At 70.8% G+C, this 17326-nt stretch carries 14 protein-coding genes; 6 read left to right on the top strand and 8 right to left on the bottom strand.

Going from position 1 to position 17326, the window contains the following annotated elements:
- Positions 1-171 precede the first annotated feature (171 nt).
- From ACQP0P_RS40330 to ACQP0P_RS40340, 3 genes are all read right to left on the bottom strand, one after another.
- Entirely contained in the window at positions 172-2241 is a 2070-nt protein-coding gene (locus ACQP0P_RS40330) for an MMPL family transporter (RefSeq protein WP_433366217.1), read from the bottom strand.
- A 378-nt stretch (positions 2242-2619) separates the two neighbouring features.
- Entirely contained in the window at positions 2620-3282 is a 663-nt protein-coding gene (locus ACQP0P_RS40335) for a response regulator (RefSeq protein WP_433366220.1), read from the bottom strand.
- Positions 3279-4505, bottom strand: coding sequence for a sensor histidine kinase (locus tag ACQP0P_RS40340; protein ID WP_433366222.1), 1227 nt, complete (start codon positions 4503-4505; stop codon positions 3279-3281). The genes ACQP0P_RS40335 and ACQP0P_RS40340 overlap by 4 nt, the downstream gene beginning before the upstream one ends.
- A gap of 202 nt (positions 4506-4707) precedes the next feature.
- Between ACQP0P_RS40340 and ACQP0P_RS40345 the strand changes: the two genes are divergently transcribed.
- Positions 4708-5676 (top strand): helix-turn-helix domain-containing protein, encoded by a 969-nt coding sequence (locus ACQP0P_RS40345; protein WP_433382342.1) that lies wholly within the window; start codon positions 4708-4710, stop codon positions 5674-5676.
- 124 nt (positions 5677-5800) lie between these two features.
- The gene (locus ACQP0P_RS40350) at positions 5801-6286 is read left to right on the top strand and encodes a hypothetical protein (RefSeq protein WP_433366225.1); all 486 of its coding nucleotides are present in this window, start codon (positions 5801-5803) and stop codon (positions 6284-6286) included.
- A gap of 200 nt (positions 6287-6486) precedes the next feature.
- Here the strand turns inward: ACQP0P_RS40350 and ACQP0P_RS40355 are convergent, their stop codons facing one another.
- The 3 genes from ACQP0P_RS40355 to ACQP0P_RS40365 form a co-directional block, all read right to left on the bottom strand.
- A complete protein-coding gene (locus tag ACQP0P_RS40355) occupies positions 6487-7338 on the bottom strand; it encodes an LLM class F420-dependent oxidoreductase (protein ID WP_433366228.1) in 852 nt (283 codons plus the stop codon).
- Between the two features lie 168 nt (positions 7339-7506).
- A complete protein-coding gene (locus ACQP0P_RS40360; protein WP_433366231.1) occupies positions 7507-7842 on the bottom strand; it encodes a TraR/DksA family transcriptional regulator in 336 nt (111 codons plus the stop codon).
- 318 nt (positions 7843-8160) lie between these two features.
- On the bottom strand, positions 8161-8535 hold the full coding sequence (locus tag ACQP0P_RS40365) for a hypothetical protein (RefSeq protein WP_433366234.1): 375 nt from the start codon (positions 8533-8535) through the stop codon (positions 8161-8163).
- A 196-nt stretch (positions 8536-8731) separates the two neighbouring features.
- Here ACQP0P_RS40365 and ACQP0P_RS40370 point away from each other — a divergent pair, with 196 nt between their 5' ends.
- A complete protein-coding gene (locus ACQP0P_RS40370; RefSeq protein WP_433366237.1) occupies positions 8732-9232 on the top strand; it encodes a GNAT family N-acetyltransferase in 501 nt (166 codons plus the stop codon).
- Between the two features lie 57 nt (positions 9233-9289).
- Here the strand turns inward: ACQP0P_RS40370 and ACQP0P_RS40375 are convergent, their stop codons facing one another.
- Together ACQP0P_RS40375 and ACQP0P_RS40380 are read right to left on the bottom strand one after the other, a co-directional pair.
- Entirely contained in the window at positions 9290-9598 is a 309-nt protein-coding gene (locus ACQP0P_RS40375; protein ID WP_433366240.1) for a GNAT family N-acetyltransferase, read from the bottom strand.
- Positions 9599-9887: 289 nt separating this feature from the next.
- Positions 9888-12335, bottom strand: a complete 2448-nt coding sequence (locus ACQP0P_RS40380) for a M14 family metallopeptidase (RefSeq protein WP_433366243.1) — start codon at positions 12333-12335, stop codon at positions 9888-9890.
- Positions 12336-12869: 534 nt separating this feature from the next.
- Between ACQP0P_RS40380 and ACQP0P_RS40385 the strand changes: the two genes are divergently transcribed.
- From ACQP0P_RS40385 to glgB, 3 genes are all read left to right on the top strand, one after another.
- Positions 12870-13544 (top strand): hypothetical protein, encoded by a 675-nt coding sequence (locus ACQP0P_RS40385; protein ID WP_433366246.1) that lies wholly within the window; start codon positions 12870-12872, stop codon positions 13542-13544.
- Between the two features lie 3 nt (positions 13545-13547).
- Positions 13548-14762 (top strand): copper amine oxidase, encoded by a 1215-nt coding sequence (locus tag ACQP0P_RS40390; protein ID WP_433366249.1) that lies wholly within the window; start codon positions 13548-13550, stop codon positions 14760-14762.
- Positions 14763-14979: 217 nt separating this feature from the next.
- Positions 14980-17235 carry a 1,4-alpha-glucan branching protein GlgB gene (gene glgB, locus ACQP0P_RS40395; protein WP_433366252.1) on the top strand — a complete coding sequence of 752 codons (2256 nt, stop codon included), beginning with the start codon at positions 14980-14982 and terminating at the stop codon, positions 17233-17235.
- Positions 17236-17326: the final 91 nt, after the last annotated feature.

The following is a 17326-nucleotide window of genomic DNA, read 5'->3' on the forward strand; positions in this document are numbered from 1 at the left end:
ATAAGCAGGAAGTTAACTTGACACTCACCTGGCACAATGAGGATTCGAACGACGAGCACGAAACGACGGACTCACCAAACGAACTTCACCTTGCGAAGTCCTACGGGAGGATCTCCCTCAGGGTGCCACCGGAGTACGGCCGCCGCCGTCGCCCACCCGTCCGGCTCACCGCTAAGCCCCCCCGCCCGACCTGCCGGCGGTCCCGGGAAACCACCAGTTGCGGTCGCCGAGGAGCTCCATCACCGACGGCACCAGGACCAGACGGACCACGGTGGCGTCGATGAGGACGGCGGCCGCCAGGCCGATGCCCATGATCTGGAGCGCCCTGTCGTCGAATGTGCCGAACGCGGCGAACACGCAGAACATGATCGCGGCGGCTGCGGTGATCACGCGGGCCGTCGCCGCCAGGCCCTCGGTGACCGCGCCGCTGTTGTCGCGGGTGCGGGCGTACTCCTCCTGGATCCTGGAGAGCAGGAACACCTCGTAGTCCATGGTCAGCCCGAACGTCACCACGAACAGCATCATCGGCACCCACGCGTCGATCGGCCCGCCGGTACCGAGGCCGAACACATCCCACTGGAAGATCGCGACGACCGCGCCGTAGGAGGCGCCGATCGACGCCAGGTTCACCGCGATGGCCTTCAGCGGTACGACCAGGCTGCGGAAGACCGGCACGAGCAGCACGAACGAGGCGAGCAGCACCGCGCCGGCCGTCCCGGGCAGCCGGTCGAAGGAGTGCTCGGCGAAGTCGATGCCGGCCGCCGTACCGCCGGTGACCAGGACGGGGGCGGGCAACTCGGCGCGCAGCGCGTGGACGAGGCCGGTGGTGGCCTCGTCCTGCGGGCCCGTCTCGGGCACGACCAGTGCGGTCCGCTCGTCCAGCGCGGTCACGTCGGCCACCCCCGGCGTGCTCGCGGCCTGGGCGACCGCCGGGCCCAGCGGGCCGGCGGAGACCAGCACGAGCGGGCCCGCCGCGCCGGGGCCGAAGCCGCCGGCCAGCAGTTCGTGGGCGCGGCGGGTGGTGTCGGAGATCGGCCGGTTGCCCGCGTCCGACCAGCCGAAGCGCAGGCTCGCCGCGGGCAGCGCGAGGCCGAGGAGCAGTCCGAGCGCGAGGGCACCGGCCAGGAAGGGACGGCGCTGCACGGCCCCGCTCCACCGGCGCGCCCACGATCCGGCCGTCCCACGGCGGAACGGCAGGGAGAAGCGGTCGACCCGGGTGCCGAGGAGGCTGAGCAGCGCGGGCAGCAGGGTGAGAGCGGCGAGCATCACCATGAGCACGCCGCACCCGGCGGCCAGCGCGATGCCGCCGCCCACCGAGGGGCCGAGGAACAGGATGCCGGCGCCGGTGATGATCACCGTGATGCCCGCGAACAGCACCGACCTGCCCGCGGTGGTCATCGCCCGTACGACGGCGTCCTCGACGGTACGGCCCTCTCCCAGCGAGGCGCGGAAGCGGGTGACGACGAGCAGCGCGTAGTCGATGCCCACGCCGAGGCCGAGCATGATGGTCACGAACACGGCGAATCCCGGCGTGGGGACGAAGTTCCCCAGCAGCGAGAGCAGGGAGGCGGCGCAGACCACCCCGGTCACGCCTACCAGCAGCGGCAGCACCGCCGCGATCAGCGACCTGAACGCGACGAGCAGGATCACCGCGGCGGCCAGCAGCCCAATGCCCTCGGTGAGGCCGCCGGGCGTGAAGTCGGCGAAGTCCTCACCGAACAGCTCGACCGTGAGGAGGGGGACGGCTGGGGTTCCGGAGGCCGGAGCGGCGGCGGGGGCGCGGAAGGCGTCGCGGATCTCCTTGAGCCTCGCGGCGCCTTCCTCGCCGGTGTGGCGGATCGGGACGGTGGCGACGGTGCCGTCCGCGGACACCTGCCCGTAGGGGGCTTCCGGCGGCACCTGGGATCGGCCCGCGGCGCCGGCCGGTGTGCGGGTGGCGACCTCCACGCCGGGAACGGTGTTCATGCGGGCGATCAGCCCGGTCACCGCCTGCCGCACCCCGGGGGCCCGTACGCCCGACGGCGCGGACACCACGAGGCTGCCCTGGGGTTCGGCGGGGCGGTCGCCGAGCAGGTCGGCGGCCCGCTGGCTCTCCGAACCGGGCAGTGTGAAGTCGTCGGTCGTGACGCCGGGCGCGCGGGCGGCGCCCACGACGAGGGCCGCGGCCAGGGCCAGCCAGGCGAGCAGCACCAGCCACCTGCGGCGGGCGCAGAAGCGGGCCAGGGAGTTGAGGGATGTCATGGGTCCGGACGTTAGGAGCGCGCACCGCCCGAGGTCGTCCACCCGGCGCGGGCGACGCCCTACCGCATCGGCGGTAGCGCGGAACCCCTGGAGTCCCGAAGGCCGTCCCGGTGAAGCGAGACCCGATGGGCTCACCTCCGGCACGCACCGCACCGTGACGGAAAGGAAGCCACGGACCGGCGGCGGAGCCACCCGGGAAACACACCGTCTCCCGGCGGGGTGAAACTCCATGGGCACCGCACCGTGACGGAAAAAGCCCACGAACCGGCGGCGGACCCGAACACGACGAGCCCACCCGGGGAAACGCGCTGCCTCCCGACGAGGTGAAACTCTGCGGGCGTGGCCGCGCCGCCGTCGCCGTGAACGCCGTGAGTGCCGTCAGCGCTGTTCCGGCAGGCCGGGACGGACCAGGCCGCCCTCGTAGCCCAGCACGACGAGCTGCGCCCTGTCGTGCACGGCCAGCTTCGCCATCATGCGGTTGACGTGCGTCTTCACCGTGGCGGGACTCATCTGCAGGCGCTCGGCGATCTGGAGGTTGCTCAGCCCTCCGGCGACCCTGGCCAGCACCTCGCGCTCACGATCGGTCAGCGGCGCCAGCCTGGCCCGGCCGGGCGCGGGATCGGGCCTGGCCGAGAACTCCTCGATGAGCCGCCGGGTGACGCCCGGCGACAGCAGCGCGTCCCCCCGGGCGGCGACGCGTACGGCGTGGCGCAGCTCGGCCGGTTCCGCGTCCTTGACCAGGAAGCCGCTGGCGCCCGAGCGGAGCGCCTCGTAGACGTACTCGTCGAGATCGAAGGTGGTCACCACGACCACCTTGGCGCCGCCCGCCGCCACGATCCTGCGGGTGGCCTCCAGGCCGTCGAGCTCCGGCATGCGGATGTCCATCAGCACGACGTCGGGACGGAGCTCGGCGGCCAGCCGCACGGCTTCGCGGCCGTCGGCGGCCTCGCCGAGCACGGTGAGGTCCTCCTCGGAGTCGAGCAGGGCACGCAGGCCGGCGCGGACCAGCGGCTGGTCGTCGGCCAGCAGAACGGTGATCACGCCGGGAGCCACACGGCGACCTGGAACCCGCCCTCCGGCCGGTCGCCGACCACGAGCCGCCCGCCGACCGCGGCCACCCGCTCCGCCATCCCGGCCAGCCCGTACCCACCACGGGTCACGTCGCCGATCAGGTCATCGCCGATCGGCCGACACTCGCCGCCGGTCACCTCACCACCGGTCCCCCGCCGCTCGCCATCGCCGGGCCGCCCGTGCACGCCGCTCGATGCGCCCGGCGGGAGCGTGCCGCCGCCCCGGCCGTCGTCATCCACCTGGATGGTCACACCGCCCGTCTCGAAGCTCAACCGGACCCGCGCCGTGCTCGCCCCCGCGTGGCGCATGGTGTTGGTGAGCGCCTCCTGCACGACGCGGTAGGCGGTCAGGTCCACCGCGGGCGCCAGCGCGCGCCGCTCCCCCGCGACCTCGAACTCTACCGGCAGGCCCGCCGAGGCGACCAGTTCCTCCAGCTGCCCCGCGCCCGGCATCGGCCGCTTTCCCTCCGGCCCGTCCTCGCGCAGGACTCCGAGAATGCCCTTCATCTCCGCCAGGGCCTCGCGGCTGGCCGTACGGATCACCGACAGCGCCTCGCGGGCCGCCTCGGGGCCGCCGGAGCGGTCGATCGCCTCCGCGGCGACGGCGGCGTGCAGCGCGATCAGCGACACGGTGTGGGAGGTGACGTCGTGCAGTTCCCTGGCGACCTTGAGCCGCTCCTCCCGCGCCCGCCCGCGCGCCATCTCCTCGCGGGTGCGCTCGGCCTCGACCATCCGCCGCTCCACCTCGCGGGCGTGCGCGCGGCGGGCCCCGGACACCTCGGCGAGCTGTCCGACCACCACCGCGATGAGCGCCCACAGCAGCAGGCCGGTGAGGTTGTCGAGGGTCCTGTCGAGGAGGACGGCGCCTGTGGGGACCGCCACGAGGAAACCCGTACCCGCCCAGCCCAGCGCCCGGCGTCCGGCGGAGATCGTCGCGAAGACGGCGATCAGCGCGGGGGCCGGCCACAGCGCGTAGGCGTAGCCGAGGACGAAGAGGACCGCCGCCGGGACCGCGCAGACGGCCAGCCCGAACCCGGGCCACTCGCGGGGCCCGGCCAGGCCGAGCACGGTCAGGGCGAGCAGCCCGTAGCCGAGAGCGTCGAGCGGCCGGGCGCCGGGCTGGTTGCCGTAGGCCATGACGGAGGAGAACCCGACGACCACGGTCATGGCGGCCACCAGTGCGAACCTGCTCATCCCCGCACGGTAATCCGCCCGGCGCTCCGGGGCGTCCACCCGTGGCGGTATCCCGCCTACCGCGAGGGGCCGACACCCCGCGACCGTACACCGCCACGGTGATTCCATCGGGTCTCCGGCGGGAAGTCGATACTCTGACGCGTCTCACCCGAGGCCGCGGGGAACGGCGGCGCGGCCGGAAGGAGGAGCGCCATTGAGTGCGATGACCTTCCACACCCACGACCTGCCGGCCGGGGACCGTTTCCCCTGCTGGTTCGAGATGGCCACCCAGGCGCACGTGCGCGCCTGGGTCCGCAGCGAACATGAGAACAACTTCGCGGCCACGATGCGCGTGTTGCAGCTGGGCGAGGTCCAGGTGTCGCTGCTCTCCTACCCCTCACTCCAGGTGACCCGAACTCCCAGGTTGATCCGCGAGAACGATCCGGAGAGATATCTGCTCAACCTCAACCTGAACGGCTCGGCCGGCCTCACCTACCGGGGTCGCTCCGCCCTCTACCGCGCCGGGGAGTTCGCCTTCTACGGCACCTCCCACCCCAGCCAGGGATGGCGATCGTCGCAGGAGGAGCCGGCGCGGTCGCTGATCGTGCAGTTCCCGCGTGCCCTGCCGGGCCTGCCCGCCGACAACGTCGACCAGCTCGCCACGGTGCCGATCTGCGTCCGGAGGGGCATCGGCGCGGTGCTGGCCGCCCACCTGTCCCAGCTGATGAGGGACGCGGACGGCTACACCGGAGCGGACGAGACCGCCCTGTCCGGCATCACCCTCGACCTGGTGGCGGCCACCATCGCCCACCGCCTGGACGCATCCGACGCGCTCACCCCCGAGACCCGCCGGCAGGTCCTGCTCCAGCGCATCGACCACTTCATCGAGCGGCGGCTCGCGGACCCGGATCTGAACCCGGAGGTCATCGCCGCGGCGCACCACATCAGCCTGCGCTACCTGCATCGGCTGTTCCAGGCGCGCGGCGGCCCCACCGTCGGGGCCCGCATCCGCCAAGCCCGGCTGGAACACTGCCACCGCGATCTGACGGACCCGCGGCTCGACAGCCTGCCCCTGCACATGATCGCCGCCCGCTGGGGGTTCGGCGACCGCACTCACTTCAGCCGCCTCTTCCGCTCCGCCTACGGTGTCTCGCCCGGTGACTACCGGCACACGCGGAACAGCAGCGGGTAGTGCGCTGATCTCCACAGGAGCGTGCGCCGGCGGTCACATCCCGCGCGCCACGGCGATCTAGCCTTGCTCTGCACCAAGAAGCGACATCTCGGTCGGACCTCGCCATCCAGGTACGGAGTCTCGCATGCCCATCCGCCGCACTCGCCTCGCCCGCAGGATCGCCCCGCTGGCCGCCGCACTGACCCTCGCCGGCGCGCTCGCCGTCCCCGCCTCGGCGTCCGCCGGCCACTCCGCCCTGACGTTTTTCATCATCAGGAGCGCCAACGACTGTACGCAGGCTTCGTTCGATTACACCTATACCTATATCAACACCTTCAATGGCCGTAAGGCGTACAACGTGTATGTGGACGGGGCGCTGTCGGACTACGGCATCGACTGCTACACCGACAACTACGGCGGCGCACTCCAGTTCAAGGGATACCGGTACTCCGGAAGTACGTGGACCTACCACTCCGCAACCGTCTTCGTGACCTATGAGGCCATCGACGGCATGACCGAGTTCACCACGAGCGCTCTTCCCAACGGCCTGTACTCCGACCTGCACTTCCGAGCCTGCAACAAGGGGCCGACGGGTTACGTCGGCACCTGCGGGGCCTGGACGGGCTCGTGATCCCGGGCACCGGGTACTGGACCACCTGTTCCGGACGACGGAGAGCGTCCGTCCCCGTCGCCGATCCGCCGCCGTCCGGCGGCTCGGCCGCCAGGAAGCTGCTCCCGTCATGGCCGGCAGGTTCGGCCACCTCCACGATGGGCCGGCGTTCCTCCTGGCCGGGTGCCTCATCGGGCTCACGCTGACACCGTGAGAAAGCCTCAGCGCAGGATCTCGGCGAGGCGGCGCCATTCCTCGCGGGGCAGGTCGTAGCCCGACGCGGTGATGACCTGCAGCGCCACCTGGTCCGCGCCCGCCGCCTGGAAGTCCTCGACGCGTGCCCGGATCCGCTCCTCGTCGCCCCAGGCGAAGAGCGCGTCGATCAGCCGGTCGCTGCCGCCGCCGGCCAGGTCGTCCTCGGTGAAGCCGCCGCGCAGCCAGTTGTTGACGTAGTTCCGCAGCCCCAGGTACAGCTTCAGCCCGCCGCGTGCCAGGGTGCGGGCCCGCTCCGGGTCGGTCTCCAGCACGACGCCCAGCTCGGGAACGAGCAGCACTCCCTCGCCGAGAACCTCGTGGGAGGCCGCGACCTGCTCGGCGGTGACGAGGTAGGGCAGGGCACCGGCCGCCCGGTCCCGGGCCAGGCCCAGCATCTTCGGCCCCAGCGCCGCCAGCAGCCGGCGGCTCTGCGGCACCGGGGCCGGGGCCCGGTCCAGGGCGTCGAGGTAGTCGATCATGGCGCCGTACGGGCGCCGGTAGGTGTCGGTGGCCTCGGGGTGGCTGACGCCCAGGCCCAGCAGGAAGCGTCCGGGGTGGGCCTTCTCCAGCTCGGCGTACCGCTCGGCGGTGTCGGCGGCGTCGTGGTGCCAGATGCTCTGGATGGAGGTGCCCACCACGATCCGGGAGGTGGCGTTCACGATGTCGGCGGCCTTCTCGACGCCGCTGTTGCCGAGCCAGATCGTGCCGAAGCCGAGTTCCTCCAGCTCCGCGGCCGCCTCGGCCCGCACCCCCGCCTCCTGCCAGGCCAGCCCGCTGAAGACGCCGTACCGCCCGATGTTCGGGGTCTCGCTGCTCATGGGGAAAACCTCCAGGTCGTCAGGTCCCTCGTCGGCCAACACGTCAGATGATCTCGCTTGTTCCGCAGCAGTGATCTTTCCGACGCGCCGGAGGCGCCGGTCGGAGTGAGGACCTGACCCACGAGGAGAAGCGGCCCCGTCCGGTGTCCACCGGACGGGGCCGCCGGGTCAGCGGGCCTCGTGGCGCCGCTGGCAGGCGATGCAGTACCGGGCGAGCGGACGGATCTTCAGCCTCTCGAAGGGAATGTCCGCGTCGCAGCCGACGCACCGGCCGTAGGCGCCGGAGTCTAGGCTCTCCAGGGCCCGCTTGGTCTCCGCGAGGTCGCGGCCCGCGGCGGCGAGGGCGACGAGCTCGTCCTGCCGGGACGCGACCTCCCCGTCCTCCACCGAGGCTTCGAGCTCGTTCACCCGGGTGGTACGCCACAGAAGCTGCTCGTCCAGTTCCTCGCGGATGATCCGGACCTGCACGCTGCTGAGACGGGTGCCCTCACTGCTGACTGACATGATCGGAAGTCCTTTCCAAAGCTGAGAACGCCAGGCGGCGCGCATGGCCGCGCTCGTCATCGAGTTCGCCCGGCGTGGCCTGGTCGCGGCCTCGCGGGCATGGCGTGAAACGGGCCGGGTACGGCCCGATGGAACCTGCGGGATATCCGGCCGGGGCGGGGTGTGCACAGAGCCGCGGCCGTTCCACGGCTCTGTCCGGTGACACGCGAACGCGGCGGACGGCAGAGCGCGCCCCCGGGTGTTCGGTGAACACCGGCGCGCGTACGCCACCCGCCGGTCGAGCGCGTGGCCCGACAGGTGGTGAAGGGGGTGGATCGGCTAGATCAGGGGCGGGCTGCGCGAGCCCGAGGTCCGGTGGGTGGCCAACTGGGGGCTGCGCACCATGTCCGGGTCCCGCCACGCGGGGGACAGGAGCGGTAACAGGTCCGCCGGATCGGAGGCGGAGCGCTGGTGCAGCCGCCGGAGGGCCGGCAGGTGCTCGAAGGCGCCGGCGGATGCCCTCGGCATGGTCGACGACTGTTCGAGCCAGTTCCCGGGCTCCCAGACGTCGCCGATCGCTCCGGCGGACCGATGGGCGGGGCCGCCGCCGTACGAGGCCGGGGCCAGGGCGGCGAGCAGGAGGGCGGCCAGAACCAAGCCCACCGCCACGGACAGGGCGGTGGACTCACGTGGGGTTCGCCACGAGGTCGCCATGCTGCCGACCATAGCCCAACCAGCGAAAACAGGCACATGCCCAGTCCGCTGCCGCTGGACTCGCCGATCCCGGATCCGCCGGTGTCCGCACTAATCCGGCCCCTCTGCCCGGTCCGGCCAGAAAGATCTACCGGAACCCGGCCCCGGCAAGCGGCAGTTCAGCGGCTGCCAAGGCGTGCGCGTCAGGCTGTTCCGTATGTCGTTCCTACCGAGAACCCATGAGATTCCCGCGGGTGTGGAGCATGAGCGGTTCCGCATCCGGCCCATCACGGTGCACGACGCGGTGCGTGACTTCGACGCCGTGATGAGCAGCGCCGCCCGGCTGCGGGAGCGCTTCCCGCTGTGGGGCGGCTGGCCGCTCGACGACATGACGCTGGAGGACAACCTGATCGATCTGGCCTGGCACCAGAAGGAGGCGCTGCTGCGCAGGTCGTTCAACTACGCGGTGCTGAGCCCCGACGGCTCCCGCCTGCTCGGGTGCGTCTACGTCGATCCCCCGGAAAGGCAGGGGGCCGACGCCGACGTGTCGTTCTGGGTGCGGGCCGACGAGGAGGACACCGGCCTGGAGGAGGAGCTGGAGACGGTGGTCCGCGCCTGGTTGCGCGAGGCGTGGCCGTACCTCTCGGTCCGCTGGCCCGGCAGGGAGATCTCCTGGCAGGAGTGGGACCTCCTGCCGCCATACCCTGGAGGATCGTGAGAGCGGGATCGGGGCGGCGAGAATCCAGCACCGGACAGGGTGCGCCGCTCAGGCCGTTCAGTCGCTGACCCGGCTGCGGTTCTGGTAGAGGAGATCGGCGTACTCGGGGTGGCGGCTGATCCAGGCCAGGTAGAAGGGGCAGGTGGCCAGCACGCTCAGCCCCGACTCCCGGGCCGCGTCCAGAGAGACGCGAACCAGCGCGGAGCCGATTCCCTTGCCCTCGTGGGCCGGGCCGACCTCGGTGTGCACGAACGCGATCAGATCCGGCGCGCGGATGTACTCCGCGAAGCCCACGACCTCGGACCCGCCTGCCAACCGCGCCTCGTAGCGGCGTGCCTCGGGCGCGTCGGTGACCTTGACCGTCATATGTCCTCCTCGGCGTCGACCGCGTTCAGCCTCCCAGCCCTCCGCGATCGGTGAGATGTCAGCGGGGACAGCCCGAGGACTGGTACGGACGAATGTAGCCGACCGTGTCCCATCCTTTGTCGCCCCGCCTTCCCGCCCCCTGGCAACCGGTCACCCGTACCGAAGCAGGACGTTGTCAGAGCCGTCCCACGTGCGGGTGGCGCCGGTCCACGGCGCCGTCCGGTCGGTGATGAGGCTGAACGACGGCCGCCGGTCGGTGGACCGGCGGCCGTGCGAACGTCAGGCGGGGTCAGCGAGCGTCGTGGACCCTCACCTTCTCCTTGCGGAAGCTGTCGCCCTTGCCGTCAGGCTGGTAGCCGTTCTCCACGTTGCCCGCGATGTCAACGGCGAACCAGCGGACCTCGGTGGTCCTGTCGACCGTGATCCGCTGGGCGCCCTCGCGCATTCCCGCGGCGGCGAGCTTGGTGGAACTCGGCGTCGGGCGGCCGCCGTCCAGCGTGTAGTACACGTTGGCGGGCTCGTCGGTCTTGAAGGTGAACGTGGCGGAGGTGCTGGTCCGCCCCGTCACGCTCAGCTCCGACCTCGGCTGCCTGTTGTCGTCGGAGAAGGACCTGGCGATCTCCAGGATGCCGATCTGACCCGCGGCGAACTCCATCGCCTCCTCGTGGCCCTCCTCGAACGGCGGCTGGAAACCGACCGCCTGGAAGCGCTTGGTCTCCGGGTGGTAGACGTCCGCGCCGACCTCGAAGTCCCAGCCGATGATGCCCCGGTTGTACCAGTGCTCGTCGGCGCTGTTACCGGCCGCGGAGTACAGCACGTCCGGCACCGGACCGGTACGACCCGGCCAGATCGCCGTACCGCGCCAGGACTGGACCGCGGACAGGATGTGGTCGGAGGCCTTCCAGAAGAAGTTCTCCGTGCCGAAGTCGGGCCTCGGCAGCGTCTCACGGCCGGCCAGCTTGTAGGCACCCGGAGGCCACATGAAGTAGCCGCCGTAGGAGTGCGTGTTCATCGCGAACCTGATGTTCGGGAACCGGGTGGTGAGCCAGACCTCGTTGCGCGCCTCCGGCTCGGACAGCTCGGCCGGACCCGCGAAGGTGTCGCTGGTGCAGACCGTCGAGGCACCGCTGTAGCCGTCGAACACCGAACCGACCGAGAAGTTGCGGTTCAGGTCCACGCCCCAGGAGTTGCGCCGCGCCGGATCGCCGTTGGTCGCGTCGCAGTGGTTGACCATGTTGCGGCGCTGCATGTTGTAGTCGTACACGCTGTAGTGCCCGCCGTCGGGGTTGACCGTGGGCATGATGAAGATGTCGAGGTCGTCGACCAGCTTCCTGGTCTGCCCGTCGCGGGCGTAGTTGCGCAGCAGCCGCTCGGCGGTCTCCACACAGGTCAGCGGGGTCACCCACTCGCGGGCGTGCTCCTGGCAGTAGAGGAACACGCCGACCTTCGAACCGTCCCGCTGCTTGCCGATGCGCAGCGCCTTCACCTGGAACGGGTCACGCGAGACGGCCTCCGGCGCCTTGAGGTTGTCGGTCAGCTTCACCGCCGCCGCGGCGGCGACGAGACCGGCACCGGCGTTGCCCCGGTAGGTGGCGGCGGTCAGCAGCGCCGACGCCGCGGCGTCGCCGTTGAGCGCCGTGACCACCTGGACGGCGGTGCTGTTGATCGCACCGGACGCGTCGGTGCCGAGGTTGACCACGACGTCCTTGCCGCTCACCGACACGCTCGGCGCGGCCGAGGCGGCGTCCGGCTTCACCAGCGCGACGCTGATGTCGTTGCCGCCCTGGTGCCCGTACGCCTTGGAGGTCACGTAGAACGTGCTCGCCGCGACCGTGCCGAACTGCGCCTGCGCCGCCCGGCGGTAGCCGTTCGTCTTGTACGGCAGATTGACGATCTGCGAGATCTTCGGGAACTCCTGGGCCAGGCCGGAGATCCGGCTGGTCACCTCGGTCGGGTCCATGTAGCGGTCGACGAAGTCCGCGACATAGTGCTTGCTCGGCGCCTTGCGCCTCTCCCCCAGCCACTTGGTCACCGGGACCGTGACCGATCCACCCCGGTTGCTGGTGACGGTGACCTCGGTGGGGACCGCGGTGAGAGAGATGGGCGTGTTGAACCGGTGGTACATGTACTGACCGGCGTCGGTGAAGCGCGACATCGTCGCGGTGCCGCCCGAGCCGGGGGCCGTCTTCTTCCCGCTGTCCCAGGTGGCGGTGAGCACGGTCTGCGCGTCGGTGGCGCTCGACTTCACCTCCACCGCGAGGAAGTACTCGTTGTCGAGGCTGGTGAACCACTCGGCGCGGAGCGGGGTCAGCGTGTCGACATCCGCCGCCGCCTCCGCCGCCTTGGTGAGCGCCTCCTGCCGCGCGACCCTGTTCTCGGCCACATCGGTCTGGTCGGAGATGGCACCGCGCACGTCGAAGCCGAGGACGCGCAACTCCTGCGCCTCCTCCGGGCTCAGCACGGCGTGCACCTCAAGGCCCTCGTCGAGGGGCCTCTTGTACTCCGCGAGGTCGACGCCCATGGTGTTGAGCCGGTCGACGGCCTCCTGGTCGGGGACGATGACGCGCAGCAGCGCCACACCGTTCTGCGCCGCGCTGGGTTGCCGGTCGGGTGCGACCTCACCGGCCTGCGGCGCCGGATCGGCCAGCACAGGCATCGCGCCGAGGCCGAGGGCAAGGGGCAGGGCGAGCACGACCGCGGCGCGACCGGCTCTCCTCCCGCCGAGGGGGCTCCTCATGAAAGACTCCCCCGGTTCGCACACACCCCAGATAGTTGGCCATTCTTCAACGAAGTGCACAATTGGCAAGAATCCTCACCAGAGGCCGAATATTCACCAAGGCCCCAAAACCGCATATCAGACGCACTTAAATTTCGTAAGCAAATATTCACATGAAGGTTATATATGACTTATTTCATTCACTCCAGGGTTGTGATATATAGCAAAGATCAATAGCCTGTCAAGTAAGTACATCGCGTAATTGATGGCCGCTTGGGTGATTTATGGCCATTAGCGGCTGAGTGTCGCTATCGTGGCCGGGCGCCCCCCGGGCGATCGGCGACCGCTCCCACCGCGGCCACCCCGGCGCCTGCCGGCGAGGCACCCCGAACGACCTGGGCGGTTTCCCAAAGCCTCCGCAGAGCAAGAAGGCCTCAAGTTCCACAAACCTCAGTAACACCCACCAAAAACGCAATACGCCTTTAGACCCGCCACCTCCCCTCCCGATCGCTACCCTTCGCAATGAAAAGTCAACGGTGAGTAAAGAGGGCACTCATGGGGCGAAGGTTGATCGTGACGGTGATCGCGGGGGCGGGGGTGGCCGTCGTCGCCGGCGCGCTGTTGTTCGTCTCCGGCGAGCAGGGGTCACAGGCGGCGGGGTCCGCCCCGCAGATGCCCGCGCGGGAGGATCCACTGACCGGTCAGGAGGTCGCCCAGGCCACCACGATCGCGTCGGCGGGCTCCAGATCGCACCTGGCCGCGGGGCGGATCAAGCTGCTCTACGTGGAGCGCGACGACGACAAGGACACCTCGGACCGCCGCCGTGCGGACGCGTATCTCTACGACTACGGCAGTGACCGGCTCATCGTGCGGACCGTCGACCTCGGCCGGGGCACCGTCGTGCGGGAGACGGTGGCCCGTGGGGTGCAACCGCCGCCGTCGCCGGAGGAGGAGACGACGGCCGCCGGGCTCCTGCTGGCCCACCCGGGATACGGCAAGGTCGCACGCGAGGCGTACGCCAGGGCGGGGGGCGGGCGGCTGGGGTCGGCGGCGGACCTGGGGCTGCGCGGGCTGATCTTCACCCCGTCCGGCGAGAAGGGACCGGCCAGGCGGTGCGAGGTCCACCGGTGCCTGCGGCTGTTCGTCCGGCTGCCCGACGGCACCTGGCTGGACACCAGCCGGCTCGTCGTCGACCTGTCCGCCAAGAAGATCCACACCCTGGAGTGGTAATCAGTGTTCCTCCGCCTCGCCCTCTCCTGCGCCCTGCTCGCCGGAACCCTCACCGCCCCACCGGCCGCACCGATACCGCCGCTCCCCTCGCCCGGCGCATCCTCCGGCGCGTCGTCCGATGCGCCGCCGGAGACGACCGCCGCGCAGCCCGCGACGGCACCGTGTAACGCGCCGTACCGGATCGACAAGACCCTGCCCAACGGGGCGCGCTGGCAGCTCTGCTGGGAGATGCGCAACGTCGAGGGGCTGACCCTGACCAGGGTCGTCTACACGCCGAGGAACCAGCGGCCGGTCGCCGTGCTGCGCAGCACCTCGCTGGCCCAGATCCACGTGCCCTACGACAGGGGCCGGCCGCGCTACCACGACATCGGGTCGCTGGGCTACACCGCCATTCCGCTGCGGGCGGCCGACTGCCCGCTCGGCGAGCGTCGCGAGCAGTTCGTCTGCGTGACGACCAGGGCCCGCGGCCACGCGTACCTGAAGTCGGTCCCCGACCAGCCGAACCTGACGGCCCAGGGGCGTGACCTGGTGGTGTTCGCCGCCTTCCAGGTCGGCTGGTACACCTACCTGGCCGAATGGGCCTTCTCCGACGACGGCGCGATCACCCCGCGGGTGGGGGCCACCGGGTCACTCGCCGGATTCACCACCACACCGGAGCACGGCTGGCCCATCGGGGTGGGCGACGACAGGTTCGAGGCGAGCCACACGCACAACGTCTTCTGGCGCCTGGACTTCGACGTGGCGGGCCGGGCCGACGACGTCGTGGAGCAGTACGACTTCAGCGGCTCGGGCACCGCGAACCGGCGGCTGGAGCGGACGGCGTTCAGCACCGAGGCCAAGGCCGTCAGCAGGCCGATGCGCTGGTGGCGGGTGGTGGACCGCAAGGTGCGCAACGCCGACGGGCACCGCGTCTCCTGGGAGATCAACAACTCCGACAGCGCCCAGTACCGGGGCCCCGCCGACGAGGCCTTCACCCGGGCCGATCTCTACGTCACCGACTACCGCTCCTGCGAGCGCCTGGCGAGCGTCAACCCGACTCCCCGGTGCGCCAGGTCCGTCGACCGCTACACCAACGGCGAGCGACTGACCGACCCGGTCCTGTGGGTCAACGTCGGCTACCACCACGTCCCTCGCGACGAGGACGCCGACCCCATGCCGAGCCACTGGCAGGGCTTCCGCATCACCCCCCGCGACGTCACCGCCAAGAACCCGTACTGACGCCGCCGGGCACCCGGGCCGGGCGCCTCGGCCGGCCCGGGTGCCCGGCACCGCCGGTGGAGAGCATTCCGGCCTGCCCCACATAACCGACAATCGTCACTTTTCTCTCACTCAGATCTGCACCTTTTCCTAACACGCATGGTGATAGTGGACAGGGGCATGGGTTGAGAGACCCGGGTAGGGCAAGGTAGGGGCTATCGATCTACGGGAGTGAGTCATGAACGCGCACTTGGACCTGGACCGGCTCGCGGGCGGAGCGCACCATGACCCGCACTCGATCCTCGGGGCGCACCAGACTCCCGAGGGCGTGACGATACGGACGCTGCGCCCGCTGGCGCGGAAGGTCCAGGCCCTCGTGGACGACCGGGCCCACGACATGAGGCACGTGGCCCACGGCGTTTTCGCGGTGACGATCCCCGGCCTCGACAAGATCCCCGACTACCGGCTCCGGATCGCCTACCCCGATGCCGAGCCCTACGAGACGGACGACCCCTACCGGCACTGGCCCACGCTGGGCGAGATGGATCTGCACCTCATCGGCGAGGGGCGCCACGAGCGGCTCTGGGAGACCCTCGGCGCGCGGGTCATCCGGCACGAGGACACCGAGGGCACGGCCTTCTCCGTGTGGGCGCCCAACGCCCGCGGTGTCCGGGTCATCGGCGACTTCAACCACTGGGACGGCACCGCGTACCCCATGCGCTCGCTCGGCAGGTCGGGCGTGTGGGAGCTGTTCATCCCCGGTCTGGGCCCCGGTGACCGTTACAAGTTCGGCATCCTCGGCTCGGACGGGATCTGGCGGGCCAAGGCCGACCCGATGGCCCGGCGTACCGAGACGCCGCCCGCGACCGCGTCGGTGATCGAGAAGTCGGAGTACACCTGGCGGGACGAGGAGTGGATGCGGCGCCGCGCCGACAGCGTCGCGGTGCGGGAGCCGATGAGCGTCTACGAGGTACACCTCGGCTCCTGGCGCCCCGGCCTGTCGTACCGGGAGCTGGCCGTCGAGCTGGTCGACTACGTGGTGGACATGGGGTTCACACACGTGGAGTTCATGCCGGTGGCCGAGCATCCGTTCGGCGGTTCCTGGGGCTACCAGGTGACGTCCTACTACGCGCCGACCGCCCGTTTCGGCTCCCCCGACGACTTCCGCCACCTGGTCGACAGCCTGCACGAGGCGGGCATCGGGGTGCTGGTCGACTGGGTGCCCGCACACTTCCCGATGGACGACTGGGCGCTGGCCAGGTTCGACGGCACCCCGCTGTACGAGCACGCCGACCCCGCGCGGGGCGAGCACCCCGAGTGGGGCACCTACATCTTCGACTTCGGCCGCAGGGAGGTGCGCAACTTCCTGGTCGCCAACGCGGTGTACTGGCTACGCGAGTTCCACGTCGACGGGCTGCGCGTCGACGCGGTGGCCTCGATGCTCTACCTCGACTACTCGCGGCGCGAGGGCGAGTGGACGCCGAACGAGTACGGCGGCAGGGAGAACCTCGACGCGGTCGAGTTCCTCAAGGAGATGAACGCGGTCGCCTACCGCGAGGCGCCGGGCATCGTCACCGTCGCCGAGGAGTCGACCGCGTGGCCGGGCGTCTCACGTCCCGTGCACCTGGGCGGGCTCGGCTTCGGGTTCAAGTGGAACATGGGCTGGATGCACGACACGCTCGCCTACCTCAGGCACGAGCCGATCTTCCGCCAGTACCACCACCACCAGATGACGTTCTCGCTGATGTACGCGTACTCGGAGAACTTCGCGCTGCCGCTGTCGCACGACGAGGTGGTGCACGGCAAGGGGTCGCTGCTCGGCAAGATGCCCGGCGACGAGTGGCAGCGGTTCGCGAACCTGCGCGCGCTGTTCGCCTTCATGTGGGCCCACCCCGGCAAGCAACTGCTGTTCATGGGCGGCGAGTTCGGCCAGGGCTCGGAGTGGTCGGAGGAGCGCGGGCTCGACTGGTGGGTGCTCGACTTCGACGGGCACAAGGGGGTGCAGCGGCTGGTCCGCGACCTCAACCGGGTCTACAAGGACTCCCCCGCCCTGTGGAGCGTGGACGCCTCCCCGGCAGGGTTCCGCTGGATCGACGCCGACGACGCGCTGGGCAACGTGTTCTCCTTCCTCCGCTACGCCGAGGACGGCTCGGCGGTGGCCTGCGTGGCCAACTTCTCCGGCGCCCCGCACGAGAACTACCGCCTCGGCCTGCCCTTCCCCGGCTCGTGGGAGGAGGTGCTCAACACCGACGCCTACGACTACGCGGGCAGCGGCGTGGGCAACCTCGGCACCGTCGAGGCCGTCGAGGAGCAGCGCCACGGCCTGCCGTACGCCACCACGCTGCGCGTCCCGCCGCTGGGCGTCCTCTGGCTGCGCCACCCCGGCGCGTCCGAGTCCACCGTGGAGGTTGTACGAGAGCAGTTGGGGAGGCGAGCCGCGACCGAGCCGCCCGCCGGCGAGCCGGAGGAGCGCGAGGAGGCCGAACCGGCCTGATCGATCGGCTCCCTGACCTGTCTCTTGACCGGTGAGGCGACGGCGACGTTCGGGCGCCACCCCTTCGGGAGCAGCCTCCCCCGGGAACCGG

The organism is Streptosporangium sp. CA-115845 (genome assembly GCF_050943795.1).
GTDB lineage: Bacteria > Actinomycetota > Actinomycetes > Streptosporangiales > Streptosporangiaceae > Streptosporangium.

Bases quoted from the DNA above. Each gene is read 5' to 3' on its own strand.
- ACQP0P_RS40330 (WP_433366217.1), bottom strand. From the start codon at position 2,241: ATGACATCCCTCAACTCCCTGGCCCGCTTCTGCGCCCGCCGCAGGTGG.
- ACQP0P_RS40340 (WP_433366222.1), bottom strand. From the start codon at position 4,505: ATGAGCAGGTTCGCACTGGTGGCCGCCATGACCGTGGTCGTCGGGTTC.
- ACQP0P_RS40345 (WP_433382342.1), top strand. From the start codon at position 4,708: ATGACCTTCCACACCCACGACCTGCCGGCCGGGGACCGTTTCCCCTGC.
- ACQP0P_RS40350 (WP_433366225.1), top strand. From the start codon at position 5,801: ATGCCCATCCGCCGCACTCGCCTCGCCCGCAGGATCGCCCCGCTGGCC.
- ACQP0P_RS40355 (WP_433366228.1), bottom strand. From the start codon at position 7,338: ATGAGCAGCGAGACCCCGAACATCGGGCGGTACGGCGTCTTCAGCGGG.
- ACQP0P_RS40360 (WP_433366231.1), bottom strand. From the start codon at position 7,842: ATGTCAGTCAGCAGTGAGGGCACCCGTCTCAGCAGCGTGCAGGTCCGG.
- ACQP0P_RS40365 (WP_433366234.1), bottom strand. From the start codon at position 8,535: ATGGCGACCTCGTGGCGAACCCCACGTGAGTCCACCGCCCTGTCCGTG.
- ACQP0P_RS40370 (WP_433366237.1), top strand. From the start codon at position 8,732: ATGTCGTTCCTACCGAGAACCCATGAGATTCCCGCGGGTGTGGAGCAT.
- ACQP0P_RS40375 (WP_433366240.1), bottom strand. From the start codon at position 9,598: ATGACGGTCAAGGTCACCGACGCGCCCGAGGCACGCCGCTACGAGGCG.
- ACQP0P_RS40380 (WP_433366243.1), bottom strand. From the start codon at position 12,335: ATGAGGAGCCCCCTCGGCGGGAGGAGAGCCGGTCGCGCCGCGGTCGTG.
- ACQP0P_RS40385 (WP_433366246.1), top strand. From the start codon at position 12,870: ATGGGGCGAAGGTTGATCGTGACGGTGATCGCGGGGGCGGGGGTGGCC.
- glgB (WP_433366252.1), top strand. From the start codon at position 14,980: ATGAACGCGCACTTGGACCTGGACCGGCTCGCGGGCGGAGCGCACCAT.